This is a genomic window from Spirilliplanes yamanashiensis (assembly GCF_016863475.1).
GTDB lineage: Bacteria > Actinomycetota > Actinomycetes > Mycobacteriales > Micromonosporaceae > Spirilliplanes > Spirilliplanes yamanashiensis.
Window position 1 is genome coordinate 138031 of sequence record NZ_BOOY01000001.1, and the last position, 19594, is coordinate 157624.

The following is a 19594-nucleotide window of genomic DNA, read 5'->3' on the forward strand; positions in this document are numbered from 1 at the left end:
GAAACGACAAAGCTCGCCCGAAACGCGGAGAAGAGGTGTTAAGTGAAACTTACTCGGAGGTGACCGTCATGACCGCATCCCTGCCCCACGACGAGGCACAGCGCCTCGGCGCCCTGTACGACCTCGACGTCCTCGACACCCCGCAGGAGAAGGAGTTCGACGACATCGTCGCGCTCGCCTCCGCCGTGTGCGGCGTCCCCATGTCGCTCGTCAGCCTCGTCGACGCCGACCGGCAGTGGTTCAAGGCGCGCCTCGGCATCGACGAGGCCGAGACGTCCCGCGACGTGTCGTTCTGCGCCCACGCCATCCTCGGCCGGGACCTCATGGTGGTGCCCGACGCCGCCCGCGACCCCCGGTTCGCCGACAACCCGTACGTCACCGGCGAGCGCGGCCGCATCCGGTTCTACGCCGGCGCCCCGCTGGTCACCACCGACGGGCACGCCCTCGGCACCCTGTGCGTCGTCGACGAGCAGCCGCGCTCGCTGTCGTACGAGCAGCTCCAGGCGCTGCGGGCGCTGTCCCGCCAGGTCACCAGCCAGCTCGAACTGCGCCGGTACGCCACCGCGCTGGCCGACACCACCGCCCGCCTGCAGGAGCTGGAGCGCCGCAAGGACGACCTCGCCGCCCTCGTCGGCGGGGAGCTGCGCGCCCCGCTCGGACTGCTCAAGGGGTACCTGGACGGCCTGGCCCACACCGGCACCCACGACCTGGACGCGGCGGCGGACCTCGGCCGCGCGGCCGCCGCCCACTGCCGCGGCCTGGAGGACCTGCTCGAGCACCTGCTCAGCCTCGCCCAGACCGGCCCGGCGCCGGAGGGCCTGCGCATGCGCGAGGTCGACCTCACCCGGCTCACCCGGCGGGCCGTCGAGGCGGTGCGGCCCATCGCCGCCACCAAGCAGATCTGGATCCTCAACCAGGCCGGCGGGCCGCAGCTGCCCATCATCGCCGACCCGGTGCGCCTCGAGCAGGTCCTCATGCACCTGCTGTTCGCCGCGGTGAAGTACACGCCGCCGGGCGGACGGGTGCGCGTCGGCAACGACATCGAGTCCGGGCCGGCCGTCCACCTCGACGACCTCGACCTCGGCGACGGCACCCACCCGGACCTGTTCCCGCACCTGTACTACGGCGCCATCTCCGCGGCCGCCGACGTGCCCCAGTCCGACCGGGGCCTCGTCGTCGCCAAGCGCATCCTCGACGCGCACCACGCCACGGTGGCGCTGTCCGACCGGCCCGGCGACGGCACCTCGCTGCACGTGGTGTTCCCGTCGGCGGAGCCGGTCGCCGTCGCCTAGCGGTCCGCGGGCGGCCAGGTCAGCTGGTCGCGGCGGGCCGGCTCCGGGTACGTCCAGGGGTCGCCCGCCCGGTCCCACGCCTCCGCGGCGCGCTGCCACGACTCGTCCGGCTGCTGCGGCCACGCCGCGGGCTCACCCCACGGGTCCGCGGCCGCCCGGTCCGGCTGCGCCGGCACCGACGCCGAGCCGGCGGGCCGCACCGGCGGCGGCGCCACCGCCGCCAGGCCGTGCTCCGGCAGGCGCGCCGCCGGCACCGGCGCCGGCGGCGGCGCCACGGCCGCCGCCCCGTCGGCGCCCGCCAGGCCCGTGCGGTGCAGCTTGTGCCAGCGCAGCTTCGCGCCCGTCATCGCCGACATCACCGACTGGATCAGCACCAGGTACATCAGCTGCCGGTACGCGAGTTGCTGCAACGGCAGCGTCCACAGCGGCCTCGGCGACTCCCGGTCGAACCGGAACGCGATGAACGCCGTCACCAGCTGCAACCCCAGCATCGTCAGCCACGCGTACAACGTCTCCGTCTTGCCCCAGAAGATCAGGCCGTACAGCATCAGCACGTCCATCACCGGCGCCAGCAGCGGCAGCGCGATGCCGAACAGCGCCAGCAGCGGCAGCCCCACCCGGCCGAACCGGCCCGACGCGCCCCGGTCCAGCAGCGCGCCGCGGTGCTTCCACATCGCCTGCATCGTGCCGTAGCTCCACCGGTACCGCTGCTTGTACAGCTGCGACAGGGTGGCCGGCGCCTCCGTCCAGGCGCGGGCGTTCTCCTCGTACACCACGTGCCAGCCGGCCCGCTGCATCGCGATCGTCACGTCGGTGTCCTCGGCGAGCGTCTCGTCGCTCATCCCGCCGACCTCTTTCAGGGCCTGGCGGCGGAACGCGCCGATCGCGCCCGGCACCGTCGGCATGCACCGCAGCACCTCGTACAGGCGGCGGTCCAGGTTGAACCCGATGACGTACTCGATGTGCTGCCACAGCGCCGTCACCGTGCCCCGGTTGCCGATCTTCACGTTGCCGGCGACCGCGCCCACCTGCGGGTCCGCGAACGGCTGCACGATCCGGCGGACCGAGTCCGGCTCGAAGATCGTGTCGCCGTCCACCATGACGATCAGGTCGTGCCGGGCCAGCGCCACGCCCGTGTTCAGGGCGTTCGACTTGCCGCCGTTCGGCACCCGCACCACCCGCACGTTCGGCAGGCCCAGGCCCTCGGCCAGCGCCGCCGTCTCGTCCGTCGAGCCGTCGTCGACGACCACCACCTCGATGTGCGGGTAGTCGCCCGTCGCCAGCGAGCGCACGGCCGCCTCGATGCCCTCCTTCTCGTTGTAGGCGGGCACGATCACCGACACCGGGTCGGTCACCGGCGGACCCCAGCTCCACGTCTTCTTGCGCCGCTGCCGGGCGTGCCGGGTCGCCAGTGCCAGCAGCAGCACGGTACGCCCGATCGTCAGCGCCCCCACCAGCACGAAGATCGCCGCCAGCACGTAGATGGTGGCGTCGGCCAGCCGCACCGTCCACAGCAGGGCGCCGCCGCGCAGCTGCTCCGCCTGCGGCGCCGGCGGGTTGGGCGCCAGCGCCGCCGACGTGGCCCCCGCCTCGGACGCCGCCAGGTTGAAGCCCTCGGACACCGTGACGAACCGGTACCCCTTCGCCTTCATCGCCGGGATGAACCGGCGCAGCGCCTGCACCGTCTGCGACCGGTCACCGCCCGCGTCGTGCATCAGCACCACCGCCGGGTCGGTGCCCTCCGGGGTGGCGTTCGCCATGATCTTCTCGACGCCCGGGCGCGCCCAGTCCTGGCTGTCCGTGTCGTTGACGACGAACAGGTACCCCAGGTCGCCCGCCTCCCGCACCAGCTCCCAGTTCGGGTTGTCGATGGCGCTGGCCCGCGACGAGTACGGGAACCGGATCAGCGCCGTGCGCACCCCGGCCGCGCGGGCGATCGCCTGCTGCGTCATCGAGTACTCGAGCTTGCGCCGCCACTCCGGCAGTAACTGCAGGTTCGGGTGGGTGAACGTGTGCACGCCCAGCTCGTTGCCGTCCGCCGCCATCCGGCGCGCCACGTCCGGGTGCCGGGTCACCTGCGAGCCCACCACGAAGAACGTGCCGCGCACGTCGTGCTCGCGCAGCACCCCGAGGATCTGCGGCGTCCACCACGGGTCCGGCCCGTCGTCGAACGTCAGCGCGATCGTCTTCGGCGGCAGCCGGTGCGACAACGCCTGCCCGCCGGTCGTGTTGATGATCGGCCCGCCCTGCACCACGGACTTCGGGACCTGATCGGCCTCGACCTCCTCCGTGGCGACGTGGTCGCCGGTGAACTCAGCGCTCACGTAGGCGTGCACCAGCAGCAGACTGGTGAACACCGCGATCAGCGCGACGCCGAGAATCACCCGGGGCCGCGGCGCGACCCGCCGCGACCGGCCCCGCCCGCCCGCCGGCCTGGCCGCCCGGACGGCTGCACGGCGGGCGCTCACGACCGCACGGCCCGGACGGTGCGGACCGTGCGCGCCGCCCGCTCGTCGTCCAGGCGCGCGGCCTGCACGGCGTCGGCCCCGGCGGTGACGGCCGCGGCGAACCGGGCGGCCACGGCGGCGGTGTCACCGAGCGGCGCCAGCGCGAGCGCCTCGCCGGCCAGCGCGGCGGACCGTGCCTCCGGCGACCGGTACCCGGCGTCCACCAGGTCGCCGAGCCCGCCGACCTCGTCGAGCAACTCGTCGAGCTGCCCGGTCACGTCCTCGGCCCCGCCACTGCTGTCGCCGCCGTCGCTGCTGCCGTCGTTGTCGTCGTTGCCGCTGCCTGCGCCGTCGTCGTTGCTGTCATCGTCGTTGCTGTCATCGCCGCTGCCGTTGTCGCCGCTGCCGGCGTCGTTGTCGTCGTCGTTGCCGCTGCCGGCGCCGGGGGCCTTCGTGCCGGACCCGCTGCCGCCGCCGTCCTTGCTGCCGCTACCGCTGCTACCGCTGCCGTCGGTGCTGCTGTCGTCATCGTTGTCGTCGCTGCCGCTGCCGCTGCCGCTGCCGCTGCCGCTGCCGCCCGACCCAGTGCTGCCGGATCCTCCGGAGCCCGTGCCGCCCGATCCCGTGCCGCCTGATCCCGTGCCGCCTGATCCCGTGCCGCCCTTGCCGCCCGAGCCGCTCGACCCGGCCCCGTTGCCGTTGCCGTTGGAGCCGATGCCGGAACCCGAGCCGTTCGTCGGGGTGTCCACACCGCCCCCGCCGCCGCCACCGCCCGCGGCCCCCGTCGGCACGACGCCGGTGGGCGTGACCGTCGGGGTCGGGGTGCCCTCGCCGGGCGTCGGCGTGGTCGTCGGCGTGCGGGTCGGGACGAGCGGGGTGCGGCTCGGCGTCGGCGTGGGCGTCGCCTCGAGGACCGGCGCGCGGGTCACGCCGCGGGTGCTGCGCGGGGTGGGGTAGGTGCCGCTGGTGGTCGCCGGGGTGCGCGCGGCGGTCGGCGCCAGGCGCTCGGCGGCGAGGACCCGCGGCTCGCCGACGCCCTCGGTGGCGCCCGGCGTGGGCTCCGTCCCGGGGGTGGCGGTGGCCGGCCGGTCGACCAGCTCGGGGAAGGGCAGGATCGCGTTCGGGCTGACGGGACCGCCGGCCAGGCTGACGCTGACCAGTCCGCCGTAGACGAGACAGAACGCGGCGAAGCCGTACGACGCGCGGCGCAGCACCTTGCGGCGGCGTCCCGTGGAGTCGACGAAGACGGGCGCCGGTTCCGCCACCATGATCACCTCGGTGTCGGGGATCTCGCCAGTGGCGTCCGGGTCGTCGACGGCGCGGCGGTACAGGGCGTCGTCGTCGGCGGGCTGCGGGGTGAAGGTCTCCGAAGGCACGCGGCGAAGCATAGGAATGCGCGGCCGGAAATCCATTCGCCTCACTCGTTGGGATGACCATCGATCGCGACGGCGAATCATCCTTTCAGGCGAGTGGCGTGCCGGCCCGCTTTTCCGATCATGTGCAGGCCCGCCGAACCGCCCTTGCTGACCTGCGCAAAGAATGAGCGGATAAAAGGTGACGGCCGCCGGATGATATTGGCGCTGTCAACTTTCTCACCGCATTGCTAGATCAATTCACCCACGTGATTAGTCCGAATTGTCGCTATCAAGGGCGTTGATCAATGAACGCGGCGCCACCGCCCGGTACGCGTCCTCGCACAACTCACCGATCTCCGCCCAGTCGACGTCACCGTCCAGCCGCACCCCGAGCCACCCCCGGTGCCCCACGTACGGCGGCCGGAAGAACCGCCCCGGCTCCGCCGCCACCAACTCCTCCTGCGCGCCGGCCGGCGCCGCGCACCACAGGTGCGGAAACTGGTTGTGATGGTGGCCGTCCACCATGACCATGACGAAGGTCTTCTTGCCGCGCACGAAGAAACTCGGCGCCCCGTGACTCAACCGCTCCGTCACCTCGGGCAGTCGCAGGCACGCCGCCCGTACCCCGCTCAGCAGGTCCACGACCCTGACGCTAACCCCTGCGGCCGGCGCCGCGCTGACCTCCAGCGTTTTCACAGCCTCCCATCGGCGGCAGCCATTGTGCGCAGCGGCGCCGTGTGGCTACCATTGCCCTGCGCGCCCCTATCGCCCGCTTCCCCCGTGGCAGGCGATCGGGGCGCGCGCTATGTCTGCTCCCGGGTGACGACGCCCCCCGGTCGAGCGAGGTCCACAAGCAACCCACCCGGCGGGCTGCCTCACCAAGGCTGGCGAACGGCGGGCCTTGCGGAGCGGTCGAGGTGATGGGACCCGGCTGCGCGGCGCGCGGCCCGCTGGCAAGCCATCCCGGCGCTGCTCCCGACAATGCCGCCAGATGGATTGGCCACGGGGGTGGTGGTTGGGAACTCGGCGGCAAGCCGGCAGCGGCTTGGTGGGTGACTGTTCGGCGGTCGGCGCAGGGGAGCGTCCGCCGGGTCGATGAAGCTCGGGTGTCCGCGGGACTGCCGGGATGGATGTCACCGCCGGGTCGGCGGATCGCCGACCAAGACGGCCGCGCTCAGGACCATGCGGTGTCCTGCGGGCCCGATGGCCCCGAAGCCACCCTCAGGCTGCCGAACCACGCACCCAGGCTGCCGAACCGCGGACCGCCGCCTCACCGCCTCCGCCGCCGGCCCCCGGGGCCGCCGGACCGGCGCCACCGCCGCGGTTCTCGGGCCGCCAGATCACCGCCTCACCGCCTCCCGGCGTCGCCGGCCCCCAGGGCCGCGCCCGGCGCGTCGCCGGATCCCGGCCCACGCCGGTCCGCCGGAACCGCAGCGACCACCACCCGACACCTCCACACACGACGAAGCCCGCCACCCCGAAACAGGGCGGCGGGCCGGAAACGTCGTGGGCTAGATCCAGCGCGGCCCCAGCCACATCCGGGACGACCAGTCCTCGTACGGGATCAGCTGCCCGGTGAAGACGGGATAGAAGTAGGCGAAGCACGCCGCCACGAGCAGCACGTACAACCCCGCCACCACCGCGCCCACGATCTGCCGGTCGCTCTTCTCCGGGCCGAGGCCCTCGGGTGGGGTCATGATCGCGCCGAGGACGTACACGACGGCCAGGACCAGGAACGGTACCGCGGGCAGCAGGTAGAAGGAGAACATCGTGCGGCCGTCGGCGATGGCGTAGTAGTACCAGGGGAGCATGCCGGCGACGACCGGGACGAGGATCGCGGGGGCGCGCCAGTCGCGGCGGGCGATGCCGAACCAGGCGGCGGCGACCAGGGCGGGCAGGAAGCTCCACCACAGCAGTGGGGTGCCGAGGAGCAGGATCTCGGCGGCGCAGCTGGGGGCGCCGCAGTTGCCCTCGCCGTTCCAGTAGAACGCCACCGGGCGGCCGAGGAGCAGCCACTGCCACGGCCACGACTGGTACGTGTGCTTGTCGTCGAGCTGGGTGTGGAAGCCGAAGGCTTCCTGGTGGTAGTGGAACAGGTTGATGAGGGCGCCGAGGACGGGTGGTTCGGCACGGCCGTTGTCGGCGAGCCAGTGGCGGAAGTAGCCGGTGTCGGTGAGGAACCAGCCGGCCCAGGTGCCGAGGTAGACGACGGTGGTGACGACGCCGGACAGCAGCAGCCAGCCGATGTCGCCGACGATGCCGCGGGCGACGGGGCGGCGGATGCCGGCGGAGCGGCGGGCGCGGACTTCCCACACGACGACGAGGATCGCGAAGAACGGGGCGAAGAACGCCGCGCTCCACTTGACGCCGACGGCGCAGCCGAGGAAGAACGCGGCGAGCAGCCGCCACCACGGCACCGCGCGCAGGAAGCCGAACCGGGGGCGCCGGTGCTTGGCCGGGTCGAAGCCGGTCTCCAGGGCGGTGCGCCACCGGGTGCGCCGCTGGTCGCGGTCGATGAGCAGGCACGCGAACGTGAGCAGGATGTAGAAGCCGAGGAAGATGTCGAGCAGCGAGGTGCGCGACAGCACCAGGTGGAAGCCGTCGAGGGCGAGCAGCAGGCCGGCCGCGCCGGACAGCACGACGGAGCGGAACAGCCGGTACGCGATGCGCGCCGTGATGAGCACCATGAGGGTGCCGCAGACGGCGCCGACGATGCGCCAGCCGAGCTCGTTGTTGCCGAAGATCTGCTCGCCGAGGGCGATCATCCACTTGCCGAGGGGCGGGTGGACCACGTACGCGGGGCCGTTGGTCTTCTCGTCCCACTCCACGGCGTGCTGGAGCATGTCCCACGCGTCGGTCGGGTAGTAGACCTCGTCGAAGATGTACCCCTTGGGGCGGTCGACGTTGACGATGCGCAGGATGCCGCCGATGACGGTGACGACGATCGCGGCCAGCCACGAGTACGGGTTCAGCCGCTCGTCGACGGTGCTGAGCCGCCGCCGCACCACCGCCGGCAGGGATCGGCGCCCGTCGTCGCCCTCGGGCGGCCGCACGGGTTCGTCACCGCCGGCCGCGGGGGCCGCCGGTGCGGTGGACGTGTCTGCATCCGCTGTCGCCGCCGGGATCACCCCGCGATCGTAGGCTGCGAACCTGGGCCACGGCGTCCGGAGGCCGGTGGTCGGCGTGTGGTCAACTGGTGCGACATCGGACGCCGTAAGGGGGAGCCGTGGCCGACGACGCCGCCGAGGGCACGTTGGTGCTGGTGGGGGCCCCGCTGGGCAACATCGGCGACGCGTCGCCGCGCATGCGCGAGGCGCTGGCCGGCGCCCAGATCGTGGCGGCGGAGGACACCCGCCGGCTGACCCGCCTGGCCCGCGACCTCGGCATCGAGGTGCCGGGCCGGATCGTGTCGTACTTCGAGGGCAACGAGGAGCGCCGCACCCCCGACCTGGTCGAGGCGCTGCTCGGCGGCGCCCGCGTCGCCCTGGTGACCGACGGCGGCATGCCCAGCGTCAGCGACCCCGGGTACCGCCTGGTCCGCGCCGCGCTCGACGCGGGCGTGCCGGTGACGACGGCGCCCGGCCCGAGCGCTGTCACCACGGCGCTGGCCCTGTCGGGGCTGCCCTGCGACCGGTTCTGCTTCGAGGGTTTCCTGCCGCGCTCCGGCGGGCCGCGCCGCGCCCGGCTGCGCGAGCTCGCCGCCGAGCCGCGCACGCTGGTGCTGTTCGAGGCGCCGCACCGCATCGCCGCGACGCTGACGGACCTGGCGGCCACGTTCGGGGAGGACCGCTCCGCCGCGGTGTGCCGGGAGCTGACGAAGACGTACGAGGAGGTGCGCCGCGGCCCCCTCGGCGACCTCGCCGGCTGGGCCGCCGAGAAGGACCCGCGCGGCGAGATCACCGTGGTCGTGGCCGGCGCGCCGCCGCGCCCGGCCGAGCGGCCGGCGGACGCCGACCTGCGCGCTGCGGTCGCCGGCCGCGAGGCGGCGGGCGCCACCCGCCGCGACGCGATCGCCGCCGTCGCCGCGGAGCACGGCCTGCGCAAACGAGAGGTGTACGCCCTCGTGCACGCTCAGTAGGCCGCCACGAGGAACCCGGCCAGCACCAGCAGCGGCGCGGTGTTGCTCAGCAGCACCGCGCGCCGGCGGGCCCGGGCGTTCTCCAGCCGCCGCGCCCCGGTCGCCGAGGCGATGCCGAGCCCGCAGCCGACCACGAACAGCACCCCGAGCAGCCACCGCAGGTGCAGCGTCCACCCGCTGGCCCCGACGAACGCCTGCCGGCTGTTTGCCGACACCATCCGCGCGGTCACCCGGGTGCCCGGCTGCGCCTGCGCCGGCTGCACCCCGAGCAGCGCCACGCTGGGCACGGTACGACCGTCGGCGGTGAACGTGCCCCGGCACCGCTGCCCGACCCCGTCGCCCGTGCACCGGGTGACGGTGGCCGTCCCGGTGGTGCTGTGCCCGACGGCGAGCCACAGCGGCTCGGCGCTCACCCACGCGAAGAAGCTGCCGACCAGCGCCAGCGCCAGCAGCGCCCCCAGCCCGAGCGCGGGCCGCAGCGGCGTCCGCGGCGCGGTGCGCCGCACCGGCCGCACCCGGGTGGCGGTGGCGGTGGCCCCGGGCGCCTGGTGGAACAGCTCGCCCTCGGGCAGGTCCTCGCCGCGCTCGATGGCGTGCAGCCAGAACGACGGCCCGCCGGCCTCGGCCCGCGGGTTGGGCACCGGCGCCGCGGTCCGGTCGCGGCCCGCGCCGGGTTCCGGCAGCACCATCACGTCGGGTACGCCACCGGTCCCGTCCCCGAGCCATGCCCCGGTGAGCCGGTCGGCGGCGCCGTCGTCGTCCCCGGCGGCGGCGGCGCGGGGCGCGGCCCCGGTCCCGCGGCCCGCCTGCGCGCCGACGGTCCGGCCGGCGCCCGGGTCACCGCCCGGCTCCGCGCCGGCCGCGGGCTCGGGCTCGGCGGCGTCGGCCGGGCCCGGCCCGGCCGGGGCGGCGGCGCCGTCCTCGGCGTCGAGCCCGGCCGCGGGGCCCGCACCGGTCGTAGCCGCGGGGCGGTCCGGGCCGCTCGCCGAGGTCGAGGCCGCCGTGGTCGTGGAGTCCTGCTCGGTCGGGCCCGGACCGGTCGTGGTCGTCGGAGCCGGACCGGTCGTGGTCGTCGGGCCCGGGGTGGTCGCGGTGGCGGGGCCCGCGGTGGGCGCGGGCGTCGGTGAGTCGCCGCCCGGCGTCGGAGCCCCCGGCGGAGGCGCTGCCGCGGCCGGCGAAGGCTGCGTTTCCCGGGGCGGGGTCGGCGGCGGGGCGGGGGCGCCGGCCGGTCGGGTGGGGCGGGGGGTGGTGCGGTCGAGGGCCACGGTCGGGTGGTGGGTCACGTCGCCCGTGGGTTCCGGTGGGCCCCCGGTCGTCGTATCACTGGATGTGACCTCGCGGCCCGCGGCCAGGGCCGCGGCCGTGGCGCGCGGGCTGATGTCGCCGGTCTGTTCGTCGAAGGTGTCGCCGCTCCACGACGGCGCGTCCGACCACGGCCCGGCCGGCTGGGGATCGCCTGAATGCGGCGCAGATGCGGTCATATCACCCATTGGACAACGGGGTTCGAGGGGGACGGCGCTCAAACGGGCGCGTGTCGGTGAAAAGGGGTCCGGGGCGCGCGACTATCCGATCGCGGCGCGATCGGCGGCATCACTACGCTGGGCGGCATGAGTCACGTTCTCGCCGCGGTCGCCTGGCCCTACGCCAACGGCCCGCGCCACATCGGTCATGTGTCCGGCTTCGGGGTGCCCTCCGACGTGTTCAGCCGGTACATGCGGATGGCCGGCCACGACGTGCTCATGGTGTCCGGCACGGACGAGCACGGCACCCCGATCCAGGTGCAGGCCGACGCGGACGGGGTGACCCCGCGCGAGCTGGCCGACCGGTACAACCGGGTGATCGTGGAGGACCTGCACGGCCTCGGCCTGTCCTACGACCTGTTCACCCGCACCACCACCGGCAACCACTACGCGGTGGTGCAGGAGCTGTTCGCGGGCCTGCACCGCAACGGCTACATCGTCGCGAAGACCACGCTGGGCGCCATCTCGCCGTCGACGGGCCGCACGCTGCCCGACCGCTACATCGAGGGCACGTGCCCGATCTGCGGCTACGAGAGCGCCCGCGGCGACCAGTGCGACAACTGCGGCAACCAGCTCGACCCGGAGCAGCTGCTGAACCCGCGGTCGCGGATCAACGGCGAGACGCCGGAGTTCGTCGAGACGGAGCACTTCTTCCTCGACCTGCCCGCGTTCGCCGGGGCCCTGGCCACCTGGCTGGACCAGCGCGAGGGCTGGCGGCCGAACGTGCTGAAGTTCTCCCGCAACCTGCTCGACGACCTGCAGCCGCGCGCCATCACCCGCGACCTGGAGTGGGGCGTGCCGATCCCGCTCGACGGCTGGCGCGACCGCAACGACAAGCGCATCTACGTGTGGTTCGACGCGGTCATCGGCTACCTGTCGGCGTCGATCGAGTGGGCGCGCCGCACCGGCGACCCGGACGCGTGGAAGCTGTGGTGGTCGGCCGACGGCGACGGCAAGGACGCGCGCGGCTACTACTTCATGGGCAAGGACAACATCGTCTTCCACTCGGTGATCTGGCCGTCGCTGCTGCTGGGCTACTCGGGCCAGGGCGACAAGGACGGCACGCCGGGCGACCTGGGCGCGCTGAACCTGCCGACCGAGGTGGTGTCGTCGGAGTACCTGACGATGGAGGGCCGCAAGTTCTCGTCGTCGCGCAAGGTGGTCATCTACGTGCGCGACTTCCTGGAGCGCTACGACGCGGACGCCCTGCGGTACTTCATCGCGGCGGCAGGGCCGGAGTCCAACGACACCGACTTCACCTGGGCGGAGTTCGTCCGGCGCAACAACGACGAGCTGGTGGCGGGCTGGGGCAACCTGGTCAACCGGTGCGTGTCGATGGCGGCGAAGAACTTCGGCGCGATCCCGCCGGCCGCCGACCTGACCGCCGAGGACGAGGCGCTGCTGGCGGTGGCCCGGGAGGGCTTCACGACGGTGGGCCGGCTGATCGAGCAGCACCGGCAGAAGGCCGCGATCGGCGAGGCGATGCGCGTCGTCGCCGAGGCGAACAGGTACCTGTCCGAGCAGGCGCCCTGGAAGCTCAAGGACGAGGCGTCGAAGCCGCGCATGGGCACCATCCTGGCGGTGGCGCTGCAGGTGGTCAGCGACGCCAACACGCTGCTGACGCCGTTCCTGCCGCACTCGGCGCAGAAGGTGCACGAGCTGCTCGGCGGCACCGGCGTGCACGCGCCGATGCCGCGCATCGAGGAGGTCGAGGACCTCGACGGCGGCCCGGCGTACCCGGTGCTGACCGGCGACTACACCGTCGGCGCCCGCTGGGCGTCGGTGCCGCTGGTCGCGGGCACGGCGCTGGCCGCCCCGACGCCGGTGTTCAAGAAGCTGGACGTGTCGGTGGTCGAGGAGGAGCTGGCCCGCCTGGCGGGCTGAGCGCCGCGATGACCGTCCGTTTCCGCAGCGACATGGTCGTCGAGCTGGTGAAGCACTCCGCCGCGGACGCCGACGTGGTGCTGGCCGCCCGGGTGTCCACGCAGGGCGCCCGGGCCGGCGCGGCCACCGACGCGCAGAAGGACGCCGGGCTGATCGGCTACCTGATGCGCGACCGGCACGGCTCGCCGTTCGAGCACTCCGTTTTCACGTTCTACGTGGAGGCGCCGATCTTCGTGTGGCGCGAGCACATGCGGCACCGCATCGCCTCGTACAACGAGGAGTCCGGCCGCTACAAGGTGCTGGAGCCGGTGTTCTACCTGCCCGGCGCCGACCGCAACCTGGTGCAGACCGGCAAGCCCGGCGCGTACGAGTTCGTCCCCGGCACCCCCGACCAGTACCGCCGACTGGTCGAGCGCAGCACCCGGGTGTGCGAGGTGGCGTACGCGGCGTACCGCGAGTCCCTGGACGACGGGCTGGCCCGCGAGGTGGCCCGCATGGACCTGCCGGTGCGGCTGTACTCGGCGGCGTTCGTGACGATGAACGCCCGCGCGCTGATGAACTTCCTGTCGCTGCGGGTGAAGTCCGACGCCGCCACGTTCCCGTCGTTCCCGCAGCGGGAGATCGAGCTGGTCGCCGAGGCGTACGAGCGTGAGTTCGCCCGGCTGATGCCGGTGACGCACGCGGCGTTCGTGCGCGGCGGCCGGGTCGCCCCCTAGAGCCGGTACGCGACGTCGACGGCGCCGTGGTCGGTGACCTCGGCGGCGGGCGCCCACACCTCGTACACCCCGCGCTCGTAGCAGCGGGCCCCGAGCAGCGCGACCGAGTCGGCGTCGGGGGCGGCCAGGCGCAGGCGCAGCCAGCCGGACTCCTCGCGCAGCACCGAGCAGGGCACGCCGCGCCAGCGGGCCGCCACGAACCGGCGTACCAGGGCCTCGACGGGGTAGCGGGCGGCCCGGGTCATGGCCAGCACCCGGAAGTCCTCGGGCGGGTCGGCGACGGCCTCGTACGCGGTGGCGCCGATCCAGCCGACGAGCCGGCTGGCGCGGGCGGCGTCGCCGGTGGGCACGTACTCCTGGTCGGCGTTGACGCCCGGCACGCCGGCGAGCAGGTGCCGCCAGCGCGGGCCGGCCAGCCGCAGCCAGCCGCGCTGTTCGGGCTGGTACGCGTACAGCACGACCTCGTCGCCGTCGGGGGTGTACGCGACGAGCTGGGCGTTCGCGCTCAGCGGCAGGTCGACCACGCCGGCGGTGACGAACTCGGGGACGAGGTGCCGGTCGCTGGGCGAGAACCCGGTGCCCAGCACGGGCGGGCCGACCCGGCCGTGCGGCGGCAGCCCGGGCAGCCCGCGCTGCACCGCGCCCATCGGGATCTCGTAGTCGACGGGGTCGGTGGCGCGCCAGCGCAGCGCGTACGCGGCCGCGCCCGGCTCGCTCGGGGTGTCGGTGCGCAGCGGCAGCAGGTCGGCGGGGGTGCGCAGGTGGGCGACGTCGTAGGCGCGGTAGCAGAACCCGTACGGCAGCCAGCCGCTCAGGTGCCCCGCGAACTGGGCGGGCGACAGCACCTTGACCATCTGGGTGCCGCGCCGCACGGCGGCGGTGGCGCGCACGGCGTGCAGCCCGGCGTCGTCGCGGTGCGCGGCGGACTGCGCGTGCCGGTGCAGTTGCGTCCAGCCGCGGCCGCGGCTCAGCAGCGCCGTCAGCGGGGCGTCGTCGGCCGTGGGCGGCTCGGGCCCGTCGACGGCGGCGGGCTCGGTGGCGTGCACGAACCGGTGGTACGCGGCCCGCGCGTCCGGCCGCCGGTCCGGGGTGAAGCCGGGGGCGGCCGCGTCGGCGAACAGCTCGTACGCGGCGCCGCGGCCGACCGCCTCGGCCCGGTAGCGGACGCCGTCGCAGGTCACGTGCAGCTCCGCGCGGCCGGCGTCCGTGACACTCACGGGCGGCACGCTAGGCCCGCGAGGTGGCCGCGGGGTGAACGCCGGGTGGCCCGGGCGCCATGTGTGATGCTTGCCGCGATGAGCACGCCGACTGAGTTCCGCAAGCAGCGCGCGGCCCGCCGGGCGGGGGAGTTCCCGCCGGCCCCGGAACCGCTGGCCGTCCCGGTCTTCGACAGCCACACCCACCTCGACATCACGGTGCACGAGTCCGGCGTCCCGGAGGGCGTCACCGGCGACCCGGTCCTCGGGCTCATCGACGCCGCGGCCGCCGTGGGCGTCGACCGGCTGGTCCAGGTGGGCGTCGACACCGAGTCGTCCCGCTGGGGCGCCGAGCTGGCCGCGAAGCACGAGGCGGTCCTGGCCACGGTCGCGCTGCACCCGAACGAGGCGCCCCGGCTGGCCGACCTGGACGAGGCGCTGCGGGTGATCGACGAGCTGGCCGGGCAGCCCCGGGTGCGCGGCGTCGGCGAGACCGGCCTGGACACGTTCCGCACCGGCGAGGACGGCCGCGCCGCCCAGGAGGCGAGCTTCCGCGCCCACATCGCCATCGCGAAGCGGCACGGCAAGGCACTGATGATCCACGACCGCGACGCCCACGCCGACGTGCTGCGCGTCCTGGACGACGAGGGCGCCCCCAACACGGTCGTGCTGCACTGCTTCTCCGGCGACGCGGAGTTCGCCGCCGAGTGCATCCGGCGCGGCTACCTCCTCAGCTTCGCCGGCACCGTCACGTTCGGCAGCGCGGGCAGCCTGCGCGAGGCCGCGGCCCTGTGCCCGCCGGAACTGATGCTGGTCGAGACGGACGCCCCGTTCCTGACCCCGATGCCGTACCGCGGCCGCCCGAACGCGTCGTACCTGATCCCGGTGACGGTGCGGGCCCTGGCCGCCACGACCGGCCGCGACGTGGACGAACTGTGCGCGGCGATCTCCGCCAACGGCGACCGCGTCTTCGGCAGCTGGTCGGCCTAGCGCCGATGCGCGGGCGTGGACGATTGCACTACGTTGCCCTGGAGAACGACGCCGAGGCGGTCCGCCGGCTCCTCGCAGCCGGCGCCGACCCCGACGCCGAGGACATGCACCGCTTCCGGCCGTTGCACATGGCCGCCCAGCAGAACGCCGCCGAGGCGGCGCTCGCCCTGCTCGAAGCCGGCGCCGACGTCGACGCGGCCAACCGGCACGGCAACACCGCCCTCTTCGTCGCGGTGTTCAACTGCCGCGGCGACGGCCGGCTCATCACGCTGCTGAGGGAGCACGGGGCGGATCCGTTCGCGCGGAACGCCCACGGCCAGACGCCGGTGGGATTGGCGCGCCTGATCGCCAACCATCCCGTCGCCGCGTTCTTCGACGACCTGCCGGACTGACGGTCACCCCCGCGACGAGACGACCACCGTGTCGTCGCCAGGACGGCGGGTGCGTGGGCGGGGCCGGCCGGGCACGTAGGCTCTGCGGTCATGGCTGATCTGCTCGGCCCGGCCGAGATCCGGGAGCTCGCCGCCCGTCTCGGGGTGGCGCCCACGAAGAAGCTCGGCCAGAACTTCGTGCACGACCCGAACACGGTGCGCCGCATCGTCGCCGCGGCCGGGTTGCGGCCGGACGACGTGGCGCTGGAGGTGGGGCCGGGGCTGGGGTCGTTGACGCTGGCGCTGTTGCCGCAGGTGGCGCACGTGCACGCCGTCGAGCTGGACCCGGTGCTGGCGGCCGCGCTGCCGGGGACGGTCGCCGAGCGCGCCGACGCCGCGAAGCTGACGGTGCACGCCGCCGATGCGCTCAAGGTCACCGCGGACGACGTGCCGGGTTCCACGATGCTGGTGGCGAACCTGCCGTACAACGTGGCTGTGCCCGTGGTGCTGCATCTGCTGGCCGAGCTGCCGACCCTGCGGGGCGGGCTCGTGATGGTGCAGAAGGAGGTGGCGGACCGGCTCGTCGCCGGGCCCGGTTCCAAGGTCTACGGGGTGCCGAGCGTGAAGCTGGCCTGGTACGCGGAGGCGCGCGCCGCCGGGCGGGTTCCCCCGACCGTGTTCTGGCCGGTGCCCAATGTCGACTCCGGGCTGGTGGCGTTCACCCGGCGGGCCGAGCCGGTGGCCGGCGCGCCGCGCCGGGCGGTGTTCGCCGTGGTGGACGCGGCGTTCGCGCAGCGGCGCAAGACGCTGCGGGGCGCCCTCGCCGGCTGGGCCGGCAGCCCGGACAACGCGGCGGCGGCCCTGGTGGAGGCCGGTGTGGACCCGGGGGCGCGCGGCGAGTCGCTCGGCGTGGCGCAGTTCGCCGCGATCGCGGCTGCCGGGGTACGGCGGGGGTACGGCGCTAAGGTGTCCCGGTGACGGAGGCGTGGGGCCCGGACGACGACCGGCCGCGGAAAATGGCGGGGCCCGTGCGGGTCCGCGTGCCCGCGAAGATCAACCTGCACCTCGGGGTCGGCCCGCTGCGCGACGACGGCTACCACGAGCTGAACACCGTCTACCACGCGATCAGCCTGTTCGACGAGGTCACCGCCCGCTCCGGCGACACCCTGTCGCTGACGATGGAGGGCGAGGGCGCCGGTCAGCTGGCCCTCGACGACTCCAACCTGGTCATCCGCGCCGCCCGGGCGCTCGCCGCGCACGGCCGGGTGCCCGCGCACGCCCGGCTGCACCTGCGCAAGCAGATCCCGCTGGCGGGCGGGCTGGCCGGGGGCAGCGCCGACGCGGCCGCCACCCTGATCGCCTGCGACGCCCTGTGGGGGCTCGGCATGAGCCGCGACGACCTGGCCGTCGTGGGCGCCGGGCTGGGTTCCGACGTGCCGTTCCTGCTGTACGGCGGCACCGCGCTGGGCACCGGCCACGGCGAGGCGGTCAGCCCGGTGCTGGCCCGCCCGGCCACCTGGCACTGGATCGTGGCGGTCGCCGACGGCGGGCTCGCCACCCCCGAGGTGTACCGCGAGCTGGACAAGCTGCGCGAGGGCTCCTGGCCGCCCGCCCCGCTGGGCGCCGCCGACGAGCTGCTCGCGGCGCTGCGCCAGCGCGACCCGGAGGTGCTGGGCGCCGTGCTCGCCAACGACCTGCAGCCCGCCGCGCTGTCGCTGCGCCCCGCCCTGGCCGACGTCATCAAGGCCGGCTACGACGCGGGCGCCGTCGCGGGCATCGTCTCCGGGTCCGGACCCACCTGTGTCTTCCTCGCCACCGACGCCGGGCACGCCGAGAGCGTGGCGGCCGGCCTGCGCGCGGCCGGGGTGTGCCGCGACGCCCAGCCCGCCCGCGGGCCGATGCCGGGCGCGCGGATAGTCTGAACCGTGCCCAACATCGTCAACCTCGACAAGGTCAACAAGGGTTACGGGGCCGCCGGGCAACTGCTCACCGACGTCTCCCTCGGCCTCGACGACGACGCCCGCGTCGGCATCGTCGGCCTCAACGGGGCGGGCAAGTCCACCCTGCTGCGCATGCTGGCGCGCGCCGAGGAGCCCGACTCCGGCCGCGTCACCCACCGCCGCGACCTGCGCGTGCTGTCGCTGCCGCAGTCCCTCGACCTGTCACCCACCGCCACCGTGCGCGACGTGGTGCTCGGCTCGCTGTGGCTGGCGTCCGACATGGGCGCCGAGCACGAGTGGGCGGGCGACGCGGGGGTGCGCACCATCCTCGACGGCCTGGGCATGGGCCACCTGGGCCTGGAGACGCCGGTCGGCCCGATGTCCGGCGGCGAGCGCCGCCGGGTGGCGCTGGCCGCGCTGCTCGTCCGCGAGTCCGACCTGCTGATCCTCGACGAGCCCACCAACCACCTCGACGTCGCCGGCGTCGACTGGCTGGCCCGCTTCCTGAAGGGCCGCCGCGGGGCGTTCGTCGTGGTCACCCACGACCGCTGGTTCCTCGACGAGGTCTGCACCGCCACCTGGGAGGTCGTCGACCAGCAGGTGCACGTGTACGAGGGCGGCTACGCGGCCTGGACCCTGGCCCGCGCCGAGCGGCAGCGCGTCGCCGCCGCCGTGGAGGCCCGCCGGCAGAACCTGCTCCGCAAGGAGATCGCCTGGCTGCGCCGGGGCCCGCCCGCCCGCACGTCCAAGCCGCAGTTCCGCATCGACGCCGCCAACGCGCTCATCGCCGACGTGCCGCCGGTGCGCGACAGCGTGTCGCTGCAGCGCCTGGCCACCTCGCGGCTCGGCAAGCAGGTGTACGAGCTGGCCGGGGCGTCGCTGACCGTCGGCGACCGCACGATCCTGGAGCCGACCACGTGGCACGTGGGCCCCGGCGACCGGATCGCGCTCGTCGGCGCGAACGGCGCCGGCAAGACCACGCTCCTGCGCCTGCTCGCCGGCCTGCGGCAGCCCGACTCGGGGCGGGTGCTCACCGGCTCGACGGTGCGCCCGGCGTTCCTGTCCCAGGAGCTGCACGAGCTGCCCGGCCACCTGCGCCTGCTGGAGGCCGTCGAGGAGGTCGCCAAGCGGGTCAGGCTGGGCGACCGGGAGTTGTCCGCGGGCCAGCTCGCCGAGGTGTTCGGCTTCACCGACAAGCGCATCTGGACGCCCGTCGGCGACCTGTCCGGCGGCGAGCGCCGCCGGCTGCAGCTGCTGCGCCTGCTGGCCGCCGAGCCGAACGTGCTGCTGCTGGACGAGCCGACCAACGACCTCGACACCGACACGCTGGCGTCGCTGGAGGACCTGCTCGACAGCTGGCCCGGCACGATGATCGTGGCCAGCCACGACCGCTACCTGGTCGAGCGCGTCACCGACACCGTGTACGGCATGTTCGGCGACGGCCGCATCGTGCACCTGCCCGGCGGCATCGACGAGTACCTGGCGCGGACGTCGTCGGCGCCCGTCGTGTCCACGTCCGGCACGATCGCCGGCGGCCCGGCCGCCGCCCCCGCCGCGAACGGGATGTCCGCCGCCGAGGTGCGCGCCGCCCGCAAGGAGCTCGGCAAGCTCGAACGGCAGCTCGCCAAGCTGGAGCAGAAGGAGGCCCGGCTGAACGAGAGCCTGGCCGAGCACGGCGCCGACTACGACAAGATCATCGAACTGGACGGCCAGCTCAAGGCCACCCGCGCCGAGCGCGCCCAGGTCGAGGAGACCTGGCTGGAGCTGGCCGAGCAGCTGCCCGCCGACTGATCCGGGGGTGCTCC

The 19594-nt window shown here is 74.5% G+C and carries 15 protein-coding genes; 9 read left to right on the top strand and 6 right to left on the bottom strand.

The features are described from left to right. Positions 1-68 precede the first annotated feature (68 nt). A complete protein-coding gene (locus Sya03_RS00675; protein WP_203936110.1) occupies positions 69-1292 on the top strand; it encodes a GAF domain-containing sensor histidine kinase in 1224 nt (407 codons plus the stop codon). Here the strand turns inward: Sya03_RS00675 and Sya03_RS00680 are convergent. The 4 genes from Sya03_RS00680 to Sya03_RS00695 form a co-directional block, all read right to left on the bottom strand. Beyond that, positions 1289-3649, bottom strand: a complete 2361-nt coding sequence (locus tag Sya03_RS00680) for a bifunctional polysaccharide deacetylase/glycosyltransferase family 2 protein (protein WP_239107024.1) — start codon at positions 3647-3649, stop codon at positions 1289-1291. The two genes, Sya03_RS00675 and Sya03_RS00680, sit on opposite strands and share 4 nt — an antisense overlap. A gap of 107 nt (positions 3650-3756) precedes the next feature. Continuing rightward, positions 3757-5115, bottom strand: coding sequence for a hypothetical protein (locus Sya03_RS00685; protein WP_203936112.1), 1359 nt, complete (start codon positions 5113-5115; stop codon positions 3757-3759). A 249-nt stretch (positions 5116-5364) separates the two neighbouring features. Continuing rightward, the gene (locus Sya03_RS00690; protein WP_203936113.1) at positions 5365-5736 is read right to left on the bottom strand and encodes an MmcQ/YjbR family DNA-binding protein; all 372 of its coding nucleotides are present in this window, start codon (positions 5734-5736) and stop codon (positions 5365-5367) included. Between the two features lie 869 nt (positions 5737-6605). After that, positions 6606-8222: a dolichyl-phosphate-mannose--protein mannosyltransferase gene (locus Sya03_RS00695; protein ID WP_370871906.1), complete on the bottom strand. Its 1617-nt coding sequence runs from the start codon at positions 8220-8222 to the stop codon at positions 6606-6608. A gap of 98 nt (positions 8223-8320) precedes the next feature. On the opposite strand from Sya03_RS00695, the gene rsmI reads away from it, so the two are divergent. Next, the gene (gene rsmI / locus Sya03_RS00700) at positions 8321-9172 is read left to right on the top strand and encodes a 16S rRNA (cytidine(1402)-2'-O)-methyltransferase (protein WP_203936114.1); all 852 of its coding nucleotides are present in this window, start codon (positions 8321-8323) and stop codon (positions 9170-9172) included. On the opposite strand, the gene Sya03_RS00705 is transcribed toward rsmI, so the two are convergent. Beyond that, complete coding sequence (locus Sya03_RS00705; protein ID WP_203936115.1) at positions 9166-10653, bottom strand: hypothetical protein; 1488 nt, start codon at positions 10651-10653, stop codon at positions 9166-9168. The two genes, rsmI and Sya03_RS00705, sit on opposite strands and share 7 nt — an antisense overlap. 126 nt (positions 10654-10779) lie before the next feature. Here Sya03_RS00705 and metG point away from each other — a divergent pair, with 126 nt between their 5' ends. Next, positions 10780-12576: a methionine--tRNA ligase gene (gene metG / locus Sya03_RS00710; protein ID WP_203936116.1), complete on the top strand. Its 1797-nt coding sequence runs from the start codon at positions 10780-10782 to the stop codon at positions 12574-12576. Between the two features lie 8 nt (positions 12577-12584). Continuing rightward, positions 12585-13292 carry an FAD-dependent thymidylate synthase gene (gene thyX, locus Sya03_RS00715; protein WP_203936117.1) on the top strand — a complete coding sequence of 236 codons (708 nt, stop codon included), beginning with the start codon at positions 12585-12587 and terminating at the stop codon, positions 13290-13292. On the opposite strand, the gene Sya03_RS00720 is transcribed toward thyX, so the two are convergent. Then, positions 13289-14509: a hypothetical protein gene (locus Sya03_RS00720; protein WP_239107026.1), complete on the bottom strand. Its 1221-nt coding sequence runs from the start codon at positions 14507-14509 to the stop codon at positions 13289-13291. The genes thyX and Sya03_RS00720 overlap by 4 nt on opposite strands. 66 nt (positions 14510-14575) lie before the next feature. Between Sya03_RS00720 and Sya03_RS00725 the strand changes: the two genes are divergently transcribed. The 5 genes from Sya03_RS00725 (at position 14576) to Sya03_RS00745 (ending at position 19580) form a co-directional block, all read left to right on the top strand. Beyond that, on the top strand, positions 14576-15478 hold the full coding sequence (locus Sya03_RS00725) for a TatD family hydrolase (protein WP_203936249.1): 903 nt from the start codon (positions 14576-14578) through the stop codon (positions 15476-15478). 23 nt (positions 15479-15501) lie between these two features. Continuing rightward, on the top strand, positions 15502-15870 hold the full coding sequence (locus Sya03_RS00730) for an ankyrin repeat domain-containing protein (RefSeq protein WP_203936119.1): 369 nt from the start codon (positions 15502-15504) through the stop codon (positions 15868-15870). 90 nt (positions 15871-15960) lie between these two features. After that, the gene (gene rsmA / locus Sya03_RS00735) at positions 15961-16827 is read left to right on the top strand and encodes a 16S rRNA (adenine(1518)-N(6)/adenine(1519)-N(6))-dimethyltransferase RsmA (RefSeq protein WP_203936120.1); all 867 of its coding nucleotides are present in this window, start codon (positions 15961-15963) and stop codon (positions 16825-16827) included. Beyond that, complete coding sequence (locus Sya03_RS00740; protein WP_203936121.1) at positions 16824-17771, top strand: 4-(cytidine 5'-diphospho)-2-C-methyl-D-erythritol kinase; 948 nt, start codon at positions 16824-16826, stop codon at positions 17769-17771. The genes rsmA and Sya03_RS00740 overlap by 4 nt, the downstream gene beginning before the upstream one ends. Positions 17772-17774: 3 nt before the next feature. Next, positions 17775-19580: an ABC-F family ATP-binding cassette domain-containing protein gene (locus tag Sya03_RS00745; protein WP_203936122.1), complete on the top strand. Its 1806-nt coding sequence runs from the start codon at positions 17775-17777 to the stop codon at positions 19578-19580. Positions 19581-19594: the final 14 nt, after the last annotated feature.